General features: G+C 48.3%; 20 protein-coding genes and 2 pseudogenes. 13 read left to right on the top strand and 9 right to left on the bottom strand.

All coding sequences use genetic code 11. The features are described from left to right. Positions 1–106 precede the first annotated feature (106 nt). Complete coding sequence (tet(40), locus tag PGY33_RS07230) at positions 107–1,327, bottom strand: tetracycline efflux MFS transporter Tet(40) (protein ID WP_024407615.1); 1,221 nt, start codon at positions 1,325–1,327, stop codon at positions 107–109. A 207-nt stretch (positions 1,328–1,534) separates the two neighbouring features. Here tet(40) and PGY33_RS07225 point away from each other — a divergent pair, with 207 nt between their 5' ends. Further along, on the top strand, positions 1,535–2,248 hold the full coding sequence (locus PGY33_RS07225; RefSeq protein WP_330674035.1) for an IS110 family transposase: 714 nt from the start codon (positions 1,535–1,537) through the stop codon (positions 2,246–2,248). Here PGY33_RS07225 and PGY33_RS07220 read toward each other — a convergent pair. Next, positions 2,240–3,007 (bottom strand): class I SAM-dependent methyltransferase, encoded by a 768-nt coding sequence (locus PGY33_RS07220; RefSeq protein WP_002586626.1) that lies wholly within the window; start codon positions 3,005–3,007, stop codon positions 2,240–2,242. The two genes, PGY33_RS07225 and PGY33_RS07220, sit on opposite strands and share 9 nt — an antisense overlap. A gap of 50 nt (positions 3,008–3,057) precedes the next feature. After that, on the bottom strand, positions 3,058–4,977 hold the full coding sequence (gene tet(W) / locus PGY33_RS07215) for a tetracycline resistance ribosomal protection protein Tet(W) (RefSeq protein WP_002586627.1): 1,920 nt from the start codon (positions 4,975–4,977) through the stop codon (positions 3,058–3,060). Positions 4,978–5,564: 587 nt separating this feature from the next. On the opposite strand from tet(W), the gene PGY33_RS07210 reads away from it, so the two are divergent. From PGY33_RS07210 to PGY33_RS07170, 9 genes and pseudogenes are all read left to right on the top strand, one after another. Then, complete coding sequence (locus tag PGY33_RS07210) at positions 5,565–5,846, top strand: sigma-70 family RNA polymerase sigma factor (protein ID WP_330411767.1); 282 nt, start codon at positions 5,565–5,567, stop codon at positions 5,844–5,846. Beyond that, positions 5,839–6,039: a helix-turn-helix domain-containing protein gene (locus PGY33_RS07205; protein ID WP_006858003.1), complete on the top strand. Its 201-nt coding sequence runs from the start codon at positions 5,839–5,841 to the stop codon at positions 6,037–6,039. The genes PGY33_RS07210 and PGY33_RS07205 overlap by 8 nt, the downstream gene beginning before the upstream one ends. A 574-nt stretch (positions 6,040–6,613) precedes the next feature. After that, positions 6,614–7,021 (top strand): annotated as a pseudogene (locus PGY33_RS07200) (plasmid mobilization protein); the annotation flags it as partial. After that, the gene (locus PGY33_RS07195; RefSeq protein WP_117461389.1) at positions 6,993–8,615 is read left to right on the top strand and encodes a relaxase/mobilization nuclease domain-containing protein; all 1,623 of its coding nucleotides are present in this window, start codon (positions 6,993–6,995) and stop codon (positions 8,613–8,615) included. The pseudogene PGY33_RS07200 and the gene PGY33_RS07195, both read left to right, overlap by 29 nt. A 184-nt stretch (positions 8,616–8,799) precedes the next feature. After that, entirely contained in the window at positions 8,800–9,012 is a 213-nt protein-coding gene (locus PGY33_RS07190; RefSeq protein WP_117461390.1) for a hypothetical protein, read from the top strand. Beyond that, positions 9,002–9,751, top strand: coding sequence for a phage replisome organizer N-terminal domain-containing protein (locus PGY33_RS07185; RefSeq protein WP_117461391.1), 750 nt, complete (start codon positions 9,002–9,004; stop codon positions 9,749–9,751). Before PGY33_RS07190 ends, PGY33_RS07185 begins: the two co-directional genes overlap by 11 nt. Further along, positions 9,748–10,587: an ATP-binding protein gene (locus PGY33_RS07180; protein WP_270477898.1), complete on the top strand. Its 840-nt coding sequence runs from the start codon at positions 9,748–9,750 to the stop codon at positions 10,585–10,587. Before PGY33_RS07185 ends, PGY33_RS07180 begins: the two co-directional genes overlap by 4 nt. An 11-nt stretch (positions 10,588–10,598) precedes the next feature. Beyond that, positions 10,599–10,787, top strand: a complete 189-nt coding sequence (locus PGY33_RS07175) for a transposon-encoded TnpW family protein (RefSeq protein ID WP_117461393.1) — start codon at positions 10,599–10,601, stop codon at positions 10,785–10,787. Between the two features lie 111 nt (positions 10,788–10,898). After that, a pseudogene (locus PGY33_RS07170) lies at positions 10,899–11,084 on the top strand (recombinase family protein); the annotation flags it as partial. Positions 11,085–11,091: 7 nt separating this feature from the next. Here the strand turns inward: PGY33_RS07170 and PGY33_RS07165 are convergent. The 6 genes from PGY33_RS07165 to PGY33_RS07140 all read right to left on the bottom strand — a co-directional run bounded on the left by PGY33_RS07165 (position 11,092) and on the right by PGY33_RS07140 (position 15,797). Further along, positions 11,092–12,765 (bottom strand): recombinase family protein, encoded by a 1,674-nt coding sequence (locus PGY33_RS07165; RefSeq protein ID WP_002604471.1) that lies wholly within the window; start codon positions 12,763–12,765, stop codon positions 11,092–11,094. 77 nt (positions 12,766–12,842) lie between these two features. Then, positions 12,843–13,016, bottom strand: a complete 174-nt coding sequence (locus tag PGY33_RS07160) for a transposon-encoded TnpW family protein (RefSeq protein WP_002604472.1) — start codon at positions 13,014–13,016, stop codon at positions 12,843–12,845. A 458-nt stretch (positions 13,017–13,474) separates the two neighbouring features. Further along, positions 13,475–13,717 (bottom strand): helix-turn-helix domain-containing protein, encoded by a 243-nt coding sequence (locus PGY33_RS07155; RefSeq protein WP_002604473.1) that lies wholly within the window; start codon positions 13,715–13,717, stop codon positions 13,475–13,477. Continuing rightward, the gene (locus tag PGY33_RS07150) at positions 13,701–14,138 is read right to left on the bottom strand and encodes a sigma-70 family RNA polymerase sigma factor (protein ID WP_002604474.1); all 438 of its coding nucleotides are present in this window, start codon (positions 14,136–14,138) and stop codon (positions 13,701–13,703) included. The genes PGY33_RS07155 and PGY33_RS07150 overlap by 17 nt, the downstream gene beginning before the upstream one ends. 473 nt (positions 14,139–14,611) lie before the next feature. Next, positions 14,612–15,595: a 23S rRNA (adenine(2503)-C(2))-methyltransferase RlmN gene (gene rlmN / locus PGY33_RS07145; RefSeq protein WP_002584956.1), complete on the bottom strand. Its 984-nt coding sequence runs from the start codon at positions 15,593–15,595 to the stop codon at positions 14,612–14,614. Positions 15,596–15,611: 16 nt separating this feature from the next. Continuing rightward, positions 15,612–15,797 (bottom strand): cysteine-rich KTR domain-containing protein, encoded by a 186-nt coding sequence (locus PGY33_RS07140; protein ID WP_003431289.1) that lies wholly within the window; start codon positions 15,795–15,797, stop codon positions 15,612–15,614. 398 nt (positions 15,798–16,195) lie between these two features. Between PGY33_RS07140 and PGY33_RS07135 the strand changes: the two genes are divergently transcribed. The 3 genes from PGY33_RS07135 (at position 16,196) to PGY33_RS07125 (ending at position 18,378) form a co-directional block, all read left to right on the top strand. Beyond that, the gene (locus tag PGY33_RS07135) at positions 16,196–16,552 is read left to right on the top strand and encodes a helix-turn-helix transcriptional regulator (protein WP_002584957.1); all 357 of its coding nucleotides are present in this window, start codon (positions 16,196–16,198) and stop codon (positions 16,550–16,552) included. A gap of 201 nt (positions 16,553–16,753) precedes the next feature. Continuing rightward, positions 16,754–17,083: a plasmid mobilization protein gene (locus PGY33_RS07130; RefSeq protein WP_002584958.1), complete on the top strand. Its 330-nt coding sequence runs from the start codon at positions 16,754–16,756 to the stop codon at positions 17,081–17,083. Continuing rightward, a complete protein-coding gene (locus PGY33_RS07125; protein ID WP_055143071.1) occupies positions 17,044–18,378 on the top strand; it encodes a relaxase/mobilization nuclease domain-containing protein in 1,335 nt (444 codons plus the stop codon). Before PGY33_RS07130 ends, PGY33_RS07125 begins: the two co-directional genes overlap by 40 nt. Positions 18,379–18,560: the final 182 nt, after the last annotated feature.

The following is an 18,560-nucleotide window of genomic DNA, read 5'->3' as shown; positions in this document are numbered from 1 at the left end:
CTCCGCTATACCGAATAAGGAAATAAAGAGTCCTCAAATTTTGCGCTACTAAATGAAGACGAGCGGAAGTAATCTCCCGCTCGTCAGTAAACTTAACTATGCCATATCAATCCCGCTTCTTTCCCGCCACCGGCACTAAGAACAGCGCGGGCAACAGCAGGAAAGCGGTACAGACCAGCCCCCAGGGTATGGACACCTGCTGGGCTACCAGCCCCACAATAGGCCCGCCGATGATCTGCCCGAAAGAGTCCAGCTGTCCGCTGGTGGAAAAGACTGTGGCGCGCATTTTCTCATCCACATGGTCGTTCATCCAGGCGGCCAGCACAGGCTCCTTGATGGTGCGCATAAGCCCCGCCAGCAGGAACACCAACAACATGAACCAAAAGCTCCGCCCCACCGCGAAGAGAACCAGGCACAGGATATACCCGGCGCTGGTGGACATGACCACACTGGTTCGGCTGACAGTCCCTTTTTTCTCCATGCGGGCGATGAGCAACTGAGAAGCCAGAATACCTAAGCCGTTGCCGATAAGACTGATAACACCGAACCAAGTGACGCTGTTCAGCGGCCCGATAACGGGTATTACCGTGTCATCCAGAAAATGAGCGGTGGAGAGCCGGTCAAAGCCTTCACTGGCAAGTCCCCCGCATAGTGTGATTGCTAAGAGCGCCAGCAACACAGGTGCGCCTTTCACAAAGCCCAGGTTGAGCTTGAACAGGCAGACAAAGTCTTTAAGCAAGCCCTGCCGTTCCTCAATAGCAGGGGAGAAGTTGGTTTCTGGCATGATGCGAACCATCACCAGCCCCAACAACAAGCACAAACTGCCCCCCAAGATGACAGGCATTTGCAGGTTTATGTTTCCCAGCAGTGTGCCCAGCACCACGCCCAGAACGCCGCCGATTTGCCCCATTTGACTGCCCCGCAGGAACACCTTGTCTATGGGTTTGTCCTCTTCCTCCGAGGCAATCCACGCCTCCAGAGCGCCGGTGATGAAGGTATCACCGCAACCCCAGACAACCTGGGCCAGCAGAACCGGCGCGAACCACGGTAGCGCACCCTCCATCAGAAAGCCCAGGCCGTAGAGGAACATTCCAATCAGCACCGAGCGCCGACGGCTATACAAATCCGCCACCACACCGGTGGGTATCTCGAACAGAAAGCAGGAGGTCTCCAGAACCGTCCCTACCAGGACAAGCTGGAAAGCATCCAGCTGCACCACCTCCAGGTGGTACACGATGGAAAGCACTGTGGACATAGAAACCGCCAGGGAACAGACAAATCGGAACAGCAGGTAGACAGAATATGCCTTTGAATTTTTAGCAAACATGAAGTTACATCCTCCTAGTATAATAATGGTGTAGTCAAGAACGACTACTGGTTAATAGTTACAAAGTCCAATCTAATAAATCTATATAGATATAACGGAAGGAGGAGTTCCCCCTCCATCAGAAGTTATAGGACATATTTACCGTGTCTGAGGTTTCCTTAATGCACCAGACAAAATATAGAGGTATAATCACTGAAGGCAGGATCATTGACGTTTCCTCCTTGGGAGCCGGCCTTCTGGCTGGCGATACCTCTTAGAAAGTCTGTCAATCCTTTCGGTGGTGATTTATGTTTTGGCTGGTTGGGAAGCCTCAGGCTATACCTGTATAAGCCGCTAGGTTGTGTATCCACCCTTTGGAATTGGATGCCTGCCGGAAAGGATATTACTATGCACTATCAAAAAGTACTCAAGATGCCTGAAAGCATCCCCTATCTCTCTGTCGGGTTTGATGTCGGCGCAGACTTCACCTGGATGTCTATCATGCTCCCCAATGGCATCCTCATCGGTAAGCCTTTTAAGATCATTCATTCTGATCCGCAGTCCCGTGAGCTTGCCATCTCAAAAATAAAGGAAGCCCAGGAGATGTATTCTCTTGAAAGCCGCTGCTTCCTTGAATCCACCGGGATCTACCACATCCCACTCCTGTGCTTCCTTCGTGATAAGGGTTTTGACTGCGCCGTCATTAATCCTATCATTACTAAGAATAGCACAAATATGAACGTCAGGAAACTGCATAATGATAAATTTGATTCAAAAAAAGCTGCTAAAGTCGGCCTGGATGCCTCCCTTAAGGCTTCCATTGTCCCGGATGACGCAATCATTGACCTGCGCAATCTCGTGCGTGACTACTATTATTTCAAGGACCTGCAATCCGCCATCGTATTGAAGCTTCATGCGGAACTCAACTTGAATTTATTTTAAGCTATCACGTTTTACCTTCTTAAGCCTTACTATCATTACCATAGGAATTTCTTTGTTGGTTTTAAAACATTCTTCATAAAATCCATCAATGACAAATCCAGCTCTAAAACAAAGGTTAAAAATATCTTGTATGGAACGATGATAATAAATCTGCTCTTTCGGTTGCCCTTCAATCGCTATATCATAGTAACTGTGCGGTGTCATATATTTTTCAGTCAACGTGACAAAACAAGGGTGTTGCGTTGCAAAGACAAAAATTCCGCTTTCCTGCAACAGTTCATAAACAGCCATAAGAAGTGGTTCAATATCCGTAATATCCATAATTGCCATATTAGAAACTGCTTTCGTAAAGGCTCGATTTCTTTTTAATTCTAATATACTTTTTCTATCGGTCGCATCCGCCACACAAAATTCAATTTGTTTTGCATATTGTGATTGCCGTCTTTTAGCCAATTCTATCATTTTTTTGCTGTAATCAAAAGCGACAACCGAAGCGCCTCTTTGTGCAAGATACGAAGAATAATTTCCATTGCCACACGCAATATCCAAAATGTAATCCGCAGGATTAGGAGATAGAAGTTCCGTTACTTTGGGACGCACTACCTCTCTGTGAAATTCATTAGATTCGTCACCCATTGCATTATCCCAAAATTGTGCGTTCTCCTCCCAGATTTTTTTACTTTCCTCTGTTCCCATGTTCTCTCCCACTCCCCAAATTTGCTTTTTTGCTTCCATTAAATCTTCCTTACTATATTCCATTGTTACCCTCCATAACTTCTGATTGTTGCCGTCTTGACGATTATGTATCTTTACATTACCTTCTGAAACATATGGCGCACCTTGTCCAGGCGGCTGTTTGGACGGCGGGGCTGGATGACCGGCTGACCGACAGCGGCCTGATATCCTTTCAGCTCTGTAAGGCATACGCTCCGCCCGTTGGTGTAAAAGGCCAGATCAGTACGGTATGCCTGTATACAGCGGGCGGGAATCTCGCCAGTAAAGACAACTTCATCCTTTTTTACCTGGGCCGTTTCGATGGTGGCACAGTATTTCGGTGCATCATGATAAGCCCTGGAAAGGTATTCCTGGGGCGCATAGAGGATGAAGGAGAGATAAGGTTCCAGCAGCTGCGTCCCCGATTCCTTCAATGCCTGTTCCAATACAATCGGGGCCAATGAGCGGAAGTCCGCCGGCGTGCTGACCGGACTGTAATAAAGCCCGTATTCAAAGCAAATCTTACAGTCCGTTACGTTCCAGCCGAACAAGCCCTGCTCCAGCCCGTAACGGATACCATCCCTGACAGCGTTTTGAAAACTCTGGTTCAAGTATCCCAGCGAAACCCGGCTCTCGTATTGTACACCGGAGCCAAGCGAGAGTGGTGTAACAGACAGTCCTATGGATGCCCAAAACGGGTTGGGCGGCACCTCGATATGGATGGTGTGGCTGGCTGCTTTGAGCGGCCGCTCCATATAAATGACGGAGGGTTCCTTTACCACTGTTTCAAGCTTGTATTTTTCCGACAGCAAAGCGGAAACAACCTCCAACTGCACCCGGCCCAAAAAAGAAAGAATGATCTCATGGGTGATGGAATCCACTTCGCAACGCAAAAGCGGGTCAGTATCCGCAAGTTGCGTAAGAGCGTCCAGCAGCCGTTCTCTTTGCGCTGCCGTTTTCGGCGCAATCGTCGTCCGCAGCATGGGGAGGGGGTCCTCGCGCCACCTTTTACGAGGGAGCCGGGTTTGGTCCCCTAATACATCGTTTAACCTCACGCTGTCGCTGGGAAGGATAACAATTTCACCCTGATAAGCGGTGTCTGTCCGAACAATTTCCCCTTTGGATGGAATACGCATCTCTGTGATTTTCAGCTTTTCTCTCCCGGCCAGGGCCACCGTATCCCGCAGGCGCAGCGTTCCGCTGTATAACCGTAGATAGACACGCCGCTGGCCGCAATCGGTGTACTCAACCTTGAAAACGCTGCCGCATAGGGCGGCGCCCCCCTGTTCCCCAATCGGTTGGAACAGCCCTGTCACCGCATCCATCAACGGTTGAATGCCAAGGCCATTTTTGGCGCTGCCATGATAGACTGGGAACAGGGAGGCGTCTTGAACCCGCTGCTGTTCCTCCCGCGCAAGTTTTTCCCGGCTGATTGGTTCTCCTGCGATATACTTTTCCAATAATTCATCGTTATTTTCGATGACCGCATCCCATGCTTCTATGTCGGTATTTTCCTCCAGGACTATTTCCGGGGACAGCGACACCGTCTGCTTGATGATAATATCGGCGGAGAGCTTATCCCGAACAGACTGAACCACGCTCTGCAAATCAACGCCAGCCTGGTCGATCTTGTTGATAAAGATAACGGTGGGAATGTTCATTTTCCGCAGGGCATGGAACAGAATACGGGTCTGGGCCTGCACGCCATCTTTAGCGGAGATCACCAAGATGGCCCCATCTAAAACAGCCAAAGAGCGGTACACCTCCGCCAAAAAATCCATGTGGCCGGGCGTATCCACAATGTTAACTTTACATCTGTGCCACTGGAAGGAAGTGACTGCCGCTTGAATGGTAATCCCACGCTGCCGCTCCAAAAACATGGTGTCCGTCCTCGTTGTCCCTTTTTCGACGCTCCCCGGTTCTGAAATGGCTCCGCTGGCATATAGCAGGCTCTCCGTCAAGGTCGTCTTTCCAGCGTCTACATGGGCAAGAATTCCAATATTGATTATTTTCATGTGATTGTCCTCCCTTTACAGCCCCAAAGGGCATAAAAATCCCCAGCAGTAAAATACTTTTACCACTGGGGATTATAAGTTGCGGACATACACATATACAGCATACACCTGTTTGTGATTGCTGTTTTTGGGGATATGTCAAAATTGATAAGGCAAAAGTATTCTTAAATTGGGTACAAAAAACTAAGCCCCTACAAAAGGAGCTATCATAATCCTTTGTTCCCACTATTTGATTATAGTTTTATTTAAGAATACCTTGCCGCATATTTTTTACTCCTTTTCTGGATTAAATCATTGTATCACATCAGTTTTAATCATTGTATCACATCAGTTTTAGGAAAGCAAGTACCTAAAAGAAATTTTTCTTCCCCTTATATGTAACAATCATACCGGCTTCCTAGCGTTCAGAATGTTTTCTGCTGTCTGCTGTGGTGTTTGGTTGGAATTGTCCAACCAAAAGCCGATCCGTGGTGTTGTCTGCATTTTACTAAATACAAATTCAATGTATACAGAAAGATATAAGGAGTGGGAGGGATTCCGCCGTAGTTGGCATTGTAGGAAAATCCAAAAGTTTAGATTTTCCCACAATGCTTATCTTTTGGTCTTTGGTTCGGAATAGTGTAGTGCTGGCGGTCTATCTCTTGTTTTCGGTTGCTTGCTTCCTTACCGTACATGAGCATTCTCTTGCGGCTGCTCTTGCCCGATTGCCGGAACAGACGCAGGAAGAAATCTTTTTGTACTACTTTCAGCACTTGACGCAGAAAGAAATCGGAGAACAAAGCGGCTGGACACGCAGCACAATCGGGCGGCATATACGGCTTGCCTTGAAGCGGCTGAAAGAGGAAATGGAGGTGCTGTCCCATGAGTAACCGACTTCTCCCCTATGACACTATCATAAAGGCACATGAGGGCGACCCCATAGCGATACAAGCCGTCCTTGACCGATACGCTGGATATATCCGCTACTTCTCTAAGATGAACGGCTATTACAACTCTGATATGGAGGACTACATCAGAACAAAGCTGATTGAAAGCCTGTTCAAGTTCCGGCTTGACCGATAACATAGAAACTGAATATCCCGCCGCCCCGCAGCGGCACATGAAGCAGTAAATCCGAAAAAGATTTGCTGCTTTTTTTGCGCTCATTTTTGGCAAATTTCCAAAAGTTCCGTATTAGATAGTGAAACCAAAAAAGGCTGCCGTTTTTTTTAGACAGCGGGCAAAACGCAGCTTCCGAAACGCCTTATTGTCGGGAAAGACCGAGCCGCCGGAAAAGTTCTTGCCGGAAAGTCCGTCATTTTTGCTTTTTGCGGTGTTGTAGGGAGTAAGAGGAAGAACGCCAGCCCGCAGCCTTTTATGAAAAAGCTGGTTATAGATTTTCTGAAAAAGTGGCAGTAGGAAGTGAACGGCAGTCCGGCAGTTTCTTAGAGCAAGATTCTACCGAGGTGCCAAAATTCGCTTTCTGCTCATTTTGCCCCTGCGGGAATCTTGTTGGGGAGTGCCTTCCCCAAACCCTGCCATGCGGCTTACGCCGCTGAAAAATCCCTCAAAATATTTTTCGGATTTTTCAAAAACAGTTCCGCTTCACACCCCGTTTTTCTCCTATTAGTGGGAGGACACCACGCACAAGAAAGGAGGTCAACCACCTATGAAACGATACAACACACCCCACCGCAGCCGGGTAGTCAAGACACGCATGACAGAAGAAGAATACGCCGCTTTTGCGGAAAGGCTTTCTGCTTACCACATGAGCCAAGCCGAGTTTATCCGGCAAGCCATAACCGGGGCAGCCATACGCCCCATCATAACTGTTTCCCCCGTCAATGACGAGCTGCTTGCCGCTGTCGGGAAGCTGACCGCCGAATACGGCAGGATCGGCGGCAACCTAAACCAGATAGCCCGGACGCTGAACGAGTGGCACAGTCCCTACCCGCAGCTTGCCGGGGAGGTACGGGCGGCGGTTTCCGACCTTGCTGCCCTAAAGTTTGAAGTCTTGCAGAAAGTGGGTGACGCTGTTGGCAACATTCAAACATATCAGCTCTAAAAATGCCGACTATGGCGCAGCGGAAGCCTACCTCACATTTGAGCATGACGAGTTTACCATGAAGCCCACCCTTGATGAAAACGGGCGGCTGATACCGAGGGAGGATTACCGCATTTCTTCCCTCAACTGCGGGGGCGAGGATTTCGCTGTTGCCTGTATGCGAGCCAATCTCCACTATGAGAAAAACCAAAAACAGGAAGATGTGAAAAGCCACCACTATATCATCAGCTTTGACCCACGGGACGGGACAGACAACGGCTTGACCGTAGACCGGGCGCAGGAGCTGGGCGAGCAGTTCTGCAAAGAGCATTTCCCCGGACACCAAGCCTTAGTCTGCACCCACCCGGACGGGCATAACCACAGCGGCAATATCCATGTGCATATCGTCATCAACTCCCTGCGGATTTACGAAGTCCCGCTTCTGCCCTACATGGACAGACCAGCCGACACACGGGAGGGCTGCAAGCACCGCTGCACCAATGCCGCTATGGAATATTTCAAGAGTGAAGTCATGGAGATGTGCCACCGGGAGGGGCTTTACCAAATCGACCTCCTAAACGGCAGCAAGGAACGGATAACCGAACGGGAATACTGGGCGGCAAAGAAAGGGCAGCTTGCCCTTGATAAAGAGAACGCCGCCAGAGAAGCCGCCGGACAGCCGACCAAGCCCACCAAGTTTGAAACGGACAAGGCGAAGCTGCGCCGGACGATACGGCAGGCACTTTCCCAAGCCGCCAGCTTTGACGAATTTTCTTCCCTTTTGCTGCGGGAGGGTGTGACCGTCAAGGAGAGCCGGGGGCGGCTTTCTTACCTCACGCCGGACAGGACAAAGCCCATCACAGCCCGGAAGCTGGGGGACGATTTTGACAAGGCTACCGTCCTTGCCATGCTCACGCAGAACGCCCACAGAGCCGCTGGACAGACCAAAGCCATACCCGAATACCCTGCCGCTGTCAAAGAGCCGTTACAAGGGGAGAAAATCGAAAAAAACACCCCGGCAGACAACACCTTACAGCGCATGGTTGACCGGGAAGCCAAGCGAGCCGAGGGCAAAGGCATGGGCTATGACCGCTGGGCGGCAAAGCACAACCTAAAGCAGATGGCGGCTACCGTTACCGCTTATCGGGAATACGGCTTTTCTTCCCCGGAGGAACTGGACGCAGCCTGCTCCGCCGCCTATGCCGCCATGCAGAAAAGCCTTACAGAACTGAAAAATGTGGAAAAGACGCTGAACGGGAAAAAGGAGCTGCAACGGCAGGTGCTTGCCTATTCCAAGACCCGCCCCGTCCGGGACGGGCTGAAACAGCAGAAAAACGATAAGGCAAGGGCAGCCTACCGCCAGCAGCACGAAAGCGACTTTATCATAGCAGACGCAGCCGCCCGCTATTTCAAGGAAAACGGCATTTCCAAGCTGCCAAGCTATAAAGCCCTGCAAGCAGAGATTGAAGCCCTTATCAAAGAGAAAAACAGCGGCTACAACGATTACCGGACAAAACGGGAGGAATACCGCCGCTTACAGACGGTCAAAGGCAATATCGACCAGATTTTAAGCCGGGAGCGAAAGCCCGTGAAGAATCAGGAACAGGAGCGATAAAAACTACCCCCAAATGCACCCGAACCCATACCAAACAAGGGGGCTGCCCCGTACCCTATCCGCAATACCAAAGGATTTTTTAACGGGCTTACAGAGCAGAAAAACCCCGAAAATGATACCGAGATGATACAGAATTACCGCCGATACCGCCACACCAGCGGAAACGGCAGAAAGGAGCACAATTATGCCAAGAATGAGCAAGAAACGGCGACTGGAATGGTCTTTTTTCCTGCGGCAGGTAAAAGTCGGGGATACCACCTGCGACCGTATCACATACAATGACCTCTGCCGGGGCTGTACCCATAGCTGCAAGCAGAGTTTCCGGGCGGTTATCATACTCTGCCCCCGCTACTATTCCAAACGCCGGAAAAAGGAGGGCAGGGACAATGGCAGATAACCGCAAGTATTACTACCTCAAGCTGAAAGAGAACTTTTTTGACAGCGACTCCATTGTGCTGCTGGAAGATATGAAAGACGGGATTTTATATTCCAACATCCTTTTGAAGCTGTACTTAAAATCGCTGAAAAACGGCGGGAAGTTGCAGCTTGACGAGCATATCCCCTACACAGCGCAGATGATAGCGACGCTGACCCGCCACCAGATAGGGACGGTTGAAAGGGCTTTAGAGATTTTCCGACAGTTGGGGCTTGTGGAGCAGCTTGACAGCGGGGCTTTCTATATGACCGACATTGAACTGATGATAGGACAATCCTCTACCGAAGCCGAGAGAAAACGGGCTGCAAGGCTGGAAAACAAGGCACTTTTACCACCCCGGACAAACGGCGGACATTTGTCCGACATTCGTCCACCAGAGATAGAGTTAGAGAAAGAGATAGAGATAGAGATAGAAAAAGAGAGAGAGGGAGAAACGGGACACCCCGCCCCCGCCGCTTATGGCAGATACAACAATGTGATACTGACCGATACAGAGCTTTTCGGGCTGAAAACAGAGTTGCCCGACAAATGGGAGTATTACCTTGACCGCCTATCCTGCCACATCGCTTCTACCGGGAAACAGTACCACAGCCATGCAGCCACCATTTACAAGTGGGCGCAGGAGGACGCAGCCAAAGGCAAGGGTACGCCAAAACAGAGTATCCCCGATTATTCTTGCAAGGAGGGCGAGAGCTTATGAAAAACGAAATTGAAGATATGATTTTAAATATGACAGCCACTACCGCCGAAGCGGAGGACTACACCGGGGAGGACGGGCTTTTATACTGCGGCAAATGCCATACGCCCAAAGAAGCCTACTTTGCAGAGGGAAAGACCTGTTTCGGGCGTGACCGCCACCCAACAGACTGCGACTGCCAGCGGGCAGCCCGTGAAAAGCAGAAAGCTGCTGAAAGCCGACAGAAGCACCTTGAAAAAGTGGAGGACTTGAAACGCCGGGGCTTTACTGACCCTGCTATGCAGAACTGGACATTTGAGCATGACAATGGCAGAAACCCACAGACCGAAACCGCCCGTTTTTATGTGGGGAACTGGGACACCATGCGGGCTGAAAATATCGGCTATCTGTTCTGGGGCGGCGTGGGGACGGGAAAAAGCTATCTTGCCGCCAGTATCGCCAACGCCCTTATGGAGAAAGAGGTTGCCGTCTGCATGACAAATTTTGCCCTTATCTTAAATGACCTTGCCGCCAGCTTTGAGGGCAGGAATGAATATATTTCCCGTCTTTGCAGCTACCCCCTGCTGATACTTGATGATTTTGGTATGGAACGGGGGACAGAATACGGGCTGGAACAGGTTTACAGCGTGATTGACAGCCGTTACCGAAGCGGCAAGCCGCTAATCGTCACGACCAACCTCACGTTGGAGGAATTACAGCACCCGCAGGACACACCCCATGCCCGTATCTATGACCGGCTACTTTCCATGTGCGCCCCCGTCCGTTTCACGGGCAGCAACTTCCGAAAGGAAACCGCACAGGACAAGCTGGGACGGCTAAAGCAACTGATGAAGCACTGAAAGGAGAGCCTATGGCAGAAACGAAACAGAAAAGCACCACCAAAACAGACCGCCGCCCGGACTGTGTGACGGAAATCCGCATGGGCAACTCCGTCCTTACTGTTTCCGGCTTTTTCAAGCAGGGCGCAACTGACACCGCCGCCGACAAGATGATGAAAGTGCTGGAAGCGGAAGCTGCTACACAAAAAACGGCGATTTGACCGACCATAAAGAAGCAGATTTGACGCTTTTGCCGCTATACAGACAGCCGCCCCATGTGGTACAATCAAGGTACGGAATAGTGGGGCTGGCTGTCGGAAACGGAGGATTTTATGTTAAGACAGACCAACCAACAACCAATTACCGCCCTTTACCCAAGACTTTCCCATGAGGACGAGCTGCAAGGTGAAAGCAATTCCATTTCCAATCAGAAGCGTATCCTTGAAACCTATGCAAAGCAGAACGGCTTTTCCAATCTGCGCTGGTACACGGACGACGGTTATTCTGGTGCGAACTTTGCTGGGGTTAGATAGCGATACTTTTTACATCTACCATGTTGCGGCGGTCATGGTTGACAACTTGCGTCGGCTCCTGCTCGGTATCAACCTGTCCGACAAAGCTATAATGGATTTCGATTTTCCGGGTGTTGGTTTCCCGGTCTAATTCATGTATCAAAATACGGTCGATAAACTCATGGACGTTTTCATAGGTCAATTCCTGTATGTCGCTGTATTTCCCGACAATCTGAATAAACCTTGATATATCCCTTTTTCGCTCGGTAACGGTTGCGATCTGCTGTTGTAACTCGTCTATCCTTGCGGCAAGGGATTTCTTTTCGTCCTCATAGCCGGAAGTTAGAAACACAAACCGTTCATCTGTCAGTCTGCCTAATGCGTTGTCCTCATACAGCTTGCGGAAAAGCGTGTCAAGTTCGGTCATACGCGCCTGTGCTTTGAAAAGTTCCTTTTGCTGCTGCGCTAATGCCTTTCTCGCTTCCATGTCGCCGTACTCGGTAGCTTTACAGATAAAGTCCTGTTCGTGTTCCTTAACATACCGCAAAACCCGCCGCATATCTTCCAGCACTAAATCAAGAAGTACGTTTTTGCGGATATAATGAGAGGTACACTCGCTGCCTGTCCTTGCCCTGTTGCGCCATGCGCCGCAAGAATAGGAAAACTTGCGCGGCTCGATATTTACGCCCTGTTGGTAATACATCTTATGTCTGCAACCAGCGCAAAACAGCAAGCCGGAAAAAATATCAATCTCCGCTGCTTTTGTCGGGCGGTGGCGGGTAGCAATCCGCTTTTGCGCAAGTTCAAAGGTTTCCTCGTCAACAAGCGGCTCATGGGTGTTTGGGAAGAAATAGCGTTGTTCTTCTTCGTTCTTCCGGGTCTTTTTCGACTTGTAGGATACCTTGTGAGTTTTCGCGGTTATGGTATGCCCTAAATATTCCTGCCTTGCTAATATGTCATAGAGCGTTTTGTCCGGCCAAGTATAGGGGGCGATCATTGCCCGCTGATACCGCGCCTGTCCTGTACGCTGATAGCGCAACGCTCCAATCGTCAAGACTTTGTTTTCCGCAAGCCATTTTTGGATTTCGCACATACGCACGCCGCTAACAAACATAGCGAAAACCTGTTTGACAATCGGCGCGGTTTCCGGGTCGGGTATAAGGTGGTGGCGGTTGTTCGGGTCTGGGATATAGCCGTATGGATATTCCCCGTTGACGCGCTCGCCTTTTTGCGCCTGTGCCTGTTTAACTGCGCGGATTTTCTTGCTTGTGTCGCGGGCGTAAAACTCGTTAAACCAGTTCCGCAAGGGGGTAAACTCGTTATCCTCCCGCGCTGTGTCAACTCCGTCGTTGATCGCGATATAGCGTACTCCGTTTTCGGGAAATACAATCTCTATGAGTTCGCCCGTTTTCAGATAGTTTCTGCCAAGACGGGAAAGGTCTTTGGTAATGACCGTCGCCACTCGTCCGGCTTCCACTTCCTGCAACATCGCTTGCAGCCCCTCGCGCTCAAAACTCACGCCGGAAAATCCGTCGTCCACAAAAAACTTTGTGTTCAAAAAATGGTGTTCGTCCGCATAGCGTTGAAGTATCATTTTTTGGTGCTGTATGCTTCCGCTTTCTCCGGCTTGCATATCCTCTTGACTTAAACGGCAGTAAAGGGCGGTGATTTTATTCGACTGTAACATTAGTCCTCCTTTCCGACAGCCGAATAAACAGGTATAATGTGTTGCTATCATTATACCATATCCCGCCGCCTAATGCACTACTCGGACGCTAAAAATCCCGGATTTCCGGGCTTTTTCTGCAAATCCTTTACAATGAGTTTCTCAATCTTTTTATGGATTGTATCGGTTGCCTTTTCACTCGGCAACGCTTGAACAAGATAGGTGATTTTCCCTATTTTGCGTTCGGTTGTAATTGTCTGTTTTTTATCCATTAGAAAAACCTCCTTTTCCTGTATGGATAAACTATATTCGTCAAAAGGCAAAAACGGGCGGTTGTTAGCTGCAACCTCACGGGAGTTTCACCCCGGCCCATGCTTATGGGTGCGCCGCGCAATACTTTGAGGGTGTTCAACGCGGGAGTATCATTGTGCCGCCTTGTATGTCGTCGCCCACAAGCTGCTAAACCTGTTTTACGGCGCGGTAGTTCTCGCTCGGCTTTTCCCCTATGGGGAAAAGCTGTCACGGCGTACCCGCCGACTGGCTCGGTACAGACGGAATGTACCCGTTTGCCTGTTATGCTGCGCACCAAAGGCCGCTTTCTTTGTCAAAGAACAATAGGCTTTGTCGGCCTGCAAAAGCACATCAACAGCGGATATGCTTTTGCGGAACGACAAATAGCCCATAACGGGAAGCGTGGAAAGGGGACACGCTCCCCGCATGGGCTAAAAGATTATCCTACATGAAAAGCAAGGGTGCGGGTAATAAGGCGCACTTGCAGCCTGTTACGCATTTCCTCGTCCACATAGGAATAGGTATTGCCCGCGTCGTCTTTCAGCGTGCGGGTACAAAGTTTCGCTATGTAACCCTCGTAGTGCTTCAAGATCGCGCACATGGCGGTTGTGTCGCCGTTTGCCGCTGCGGAAATGACAGGGAACGGCAACAGATTTTCAGACTTCCTAACGGTATTCATCATCTGCTTTTCCCTCCAAATACTGTTTGATTTTCGCAAGCGCGGATTTCCTGTGCCGGAAAACCGTCGTGCGTACAACATTCAGCAGTTCGCCAATTTCCGCGTCGCTCATATCCAAGAAGTAGGACAAAAGGATAATGTCGCGTTTCCTTTCGGGCAAAGCGTTAAGGGCTTCGGCAAGCAGTTCATTTTTGACGAGTACATCAAAGCCGGACACTTGAAAACGGAAATAATCGCTTTCGTATTCGTCCGTTGTGAAAAGCTGCGCGAGTTCGCTTTCGCTCAAATCCGAAAAAGTAACTTCGCGTGCTGCGCGTTTCGCAAGAGTGCGGCGGTGGCTTTTCGCTTCGCCGACCAAAGTTTTCTTTGCTAATGCGTCGTACTGATGTTGTATTCTTTCCTTGTCGGAAGAAGATAGCTCCATAGAGTTCACCTCCTTCCCGCGTGGAGTAGAGGACGGGAGTTAAGGGCTTGTCCTCTCTGCCCCTTTCGCTCCGTACCCGTTCGGGAGATGGCTCTTGAGTGCGCTTTTCAGAAAAAAGTTGAAAAAAGCAAAATGCGCCCGTCCGCAAGACGCGGACGGGCGCAAAGGAAATGTAAGCAGTAGCTAAATGTATTGACAGTTCACATTCATAGCCGGAATATCCCGCTTGCGGAGCATAGCTTTTTTTGACCGCAAAGCATTAGGCGGGTTACAGTAAATAAAAATGGACACGGCGATACCTCCCCGATACCGCCGTATCCTTAAAAAAGGGCGACTTTAATACACTACCCGCAATCCATTCTATAATAGGGAACAGCGGCTTTTGCGCAATATTAAATAAAAAAGCCGATAACACATAGGTTTTTTGACCTAATGCGTTATCGGCTCTGCGTCTATGCGTCTGGCACTTTTAATCATTTTTTTTTGAATTTATTATATGTGTTAGCTAACTGTCCACAAGCCGCGTTAATCTCTCTGCCATGAGAAACTCTCATAGTAACTTCAAGTCCTGCTTGCTCTAATTGATGTTTGAATGCAACTATTTCCCGTTTCTGTGGTGCTTTAATTCTTGAATTGCTTGTTGGGTTGTATTGTAACACGTTAATCATAACTTTTTTGCCCCGAAACCATTTTGCAAGTTGTCTTACATCTGAGGGCCGGTCATTTATACCCGGTAAAAGCAAATACGCAAAGACAATTTTGCGATTATGCCTTTCAGAATAGGATAAGGCTTGCTTAACAACATCTTCAATAGCATATATGCGCATGTGAGGAATAATACGATTTCTTGCAGATTGTGTTGCTGCGTGTAAAGATATTGTCAACTGAATTTTAAGATGTTCCTCGCGCAATTTTTTTAATTGATCGACCGGACCAACTGTTGATATGGTAATGCCGTCGGTTGGAAAGTTGAGCCCATATCTATCTCGGAGAATATGGATTGCTTTTATCAAGTTGTCATAATTGAATAAAGGCTCTCCCATACCCATAAAAACGATACGGTTTACTTTTCGACGCAACAATATAATCTGTTGTACGATTTCTGACGATGTTAGATTACGAACAAAGCCATTTCGCCCGGACTCACAAAAAATACAACCAACAGGACAACCGACTTGTGTGCTCACGCAAACAGTTCCACCATCTCGCCGCTTGATAAAAACCGTTTCAATGTATTTGTTGTCTTTCAGTTCGTAAACATACTTTTCAGTATCACTGCTTTTGCAAATATTTTTTACCAACATTGATAGATTTTTTTTGCGTGGTAATTGCTTATATAATTCTTCATATAAGGCTTTTGCTTCATTCTCGCCAATAACTTCCGACATTTCTTTGTAAGTAAATCCGTATGGATCATTCCGTACTTCCGCAGGCGTATATTTAGGTAAACGTTTCATTTTTATATCCTTTCTTCTAAATAATAAAAGTTTGTTTTTCTGTATTTTTGATTACAATCTCTAATTTTTCTACATCAATGATATGCGTCAATTTGCATTTAGGGCAGAAAAGAGGAAAATCTTTTAATACAGTATTATGAAATACTTGAACTCTCGTCTTTCCGTTACAAATCGGACATTTTATCCAATATTTTTTAAGCATTATATTTCACTCGTCCTTTTTACACAAAAAAATGCAGGTCAATCCTCAACATGAGCATTGACCTGCATTTATAATGCACAGAGCAGTACAACAAAACTAAGGCATAGCTTGCACTATGTCTATACTATATCTATACGTCGTTAGTTTTTTGTATAGCATCCGCAAAATAAGCATGACAAAAAAGCCCATGTTGAAAATGGGAAAATCCTTTTTTTCAATGCTTATCTAATACGCATGCTATGCAACATAAACGCCGCCTCCTTTTACATAAATTTTATTTTATCAGAAAATCAGTCTACTGTCAATACACAACAGGAAGTATTTAACCTAATGATATGAATTGTGTGGACATATCCAAAAAGAAAGGTGAACTGTAAAATGTAACAGGGTGAATGAAAATGGCAAAAAGACCCGTACCATTGTACGACTTTAAGGCTTTCGGGGCAGCTATAAAAGCCGCGAGAAATGAATACGGCGAGAGCCGCAAAAAGGTAAGCGACGAGTTATATATTTCCCCGCGCTACCTTGCGAATATCGAGAACAAGGGACAACAGCCGAGTTTACAGGTATTCTATGACCTTGTAACCCGGTATCATATTTCGGTAGATCAATTTTTCTTCCCGAACAGCAATGCGGAGAAATCCACCGGGCGGCGGCAGCTTGACGCGCTGCTGGACGGTATGAGCGATAAAGGCATACGGATTGTAACCGCAACAGCAAGGGAGATAACGGAAGTCGAAAAAGCAGAGGATTAACCTCACAATATGAGAAATCGGGAGATTGCAGCGCATGGCGGCTGCAATCTTTTTTTGCGTCCAAAATCAAAGGAACGCGCAACAAATACCGCCTTTCGGTGGGGGTATGGAGTAGATAGCAAGCACAGCAAACGAGTACCCGTTTGCGGAAAATGCTTGTTGGGATAATCCCAAACCCTTATACCGAAAGGCGGTGCGGAAATGGAAAACCGAAAGAGAAATATACAGATGAAGTTTTACGTTACGGAAGAAGAAAAGCGGCTGATCGACGAGAAGATGAAGCAGCTTCCCATAAAGCAGTATGGGGCATACTTCCGTAAAATGGCGATAGACGGGTATATTCTTGTCGTTGACCGAAGCGACACAAAAGCATATATCCGGGAACTGCAAGCGGTGAGCCGGAACATCAACCAAATTGCAAAACGCGCCAATGCGACGGGGACGGTTTACAGGCAGGATATAGAGGACATTAAAAAGGCGGTGGACGAGATATGGCGGTTACAAAGACGCACCCTATTAAATCAACCTTAAAGGCTGCGATAGACTATATCTTAAATCCCGAAAAGACAGACGGGAAGCTGCTTGCGTCCTCTTTCGGCTGCGGGCTGGAAACCGCCGATATTGAGTTTGCATGGACGCGGGAAGCTGCCGGAGATCGCGGCACACATTTAGGGCGGCACTTGATACAATCCTTTGCGGTGGGAGAAACCACACCGGAAGAAGCGCACAAAATCGGCATGGAACTTGCCGGGGCGGTATTAGGCGGCAAGTATGAGTTTGTTTTGACAACTCACGTCGATAAAGACCATCTGCATAATCACTTGATTTTTAACTCGGTCAGCTTCGTTGACTACAAAAAGTACCATTCCAACAAACAAAGCTATTACCATATCCGGCGCACCAGCGACAGGATATGTAAAGAGCATGGGCTATCCGTCGTCGTGCCGGGACAGGACAGAGGGAAAAGCTATGCGGAATATACCGCCGAAAAGCAAGGTACAAGCTATAAAGCCAAGCTGAAAACGGCGATAGATAACCTCATTCCCCGAGTGAAAGATTTTGACGAACTGCTGCGCCGCTTGCAGGAAATGGGATATGAAATCAAACAGGGCAAATACATTTCTTTCCGCGCCGCCGGACAGGAACGGTTTACCCGCACAAAGACGCTCGGCGCGGCCTATACGGAAGAAGCGATAAAGGAGCGTATCAAGGGCGTGTATGTTGCCAAAACAAAAACGCTGCGGGAAGATAAAAAAATCCGGCTTGTCGTTGATCTTGAAAACAGTATCAAAGCCCAACAGTCGGCGGGCTATGAACGGTGGGCGAAAATCCATAATCTGAAACAGGCTGCTAAAAGCATGAACTTCCTAACCGAAAATAAGATTGAGTATTACAGCGAACTTGAAAGCAAAATCGCGGATATTATGACCGCCCATGACGCGGCGGCAAAGGCGGTTAAGGAAGTGGAACAGCGTATGTCTGATTTGTCGCTGCTTATCAAGCACACCACCACATACCGACAGTTAAAACCGATTTACGATGAATACCGAAAATCGCCGGACAAGGAAAAGTATCTGCGGGGACATGAAAGCGAAATTATCCTGTTTGAAGCTGCGGCAAGGGCATTAAAGGAAATGCAGATAAAGAAGCTGCCCGATCTCGCCGCGCTGCGCAAGGAGTATAGAAGCTTAAACGACAGGAAAACCAAATTGTATGAAGATTATCGGCAAGCCAAGAAGCAAATGCAGGAATACGGCGTTGTCAAAAAGAACGTCGATAGTATTCTTTACCCGTCCCAAAGCAGGGCGCGGGAGCAGGAGCGATAAGGCGCAAAACATGGGGTGGCAAGTGGAATGTTAAGGGCTGAAAACGCCTGTGTTTCTGCGGCTTCCAGCGCATGAAAACGACATAGACGATAAAGTATATTCAAACCCGCAAAAACGGCTTTCTAATTGTCCACGCAAGGACAAAAAAAGAACAGGGGCGCGGTGCCGGAAATCGGCAACCG

It is taken from the genome of Butyricicoccus sp. AF18-9LB (assembly GCF_027684505.1).
Taxonomy (GTDB): domain Bacteria; phylum Bacillota; class Clostridia; order Oscillospirales; family Butyricicoccaceae; genus Agathobaculum; species Agathobaculum butyriciproducens.
This window is presented reverse-complemented; position numbering and strand designations above follow the sequence as displayed.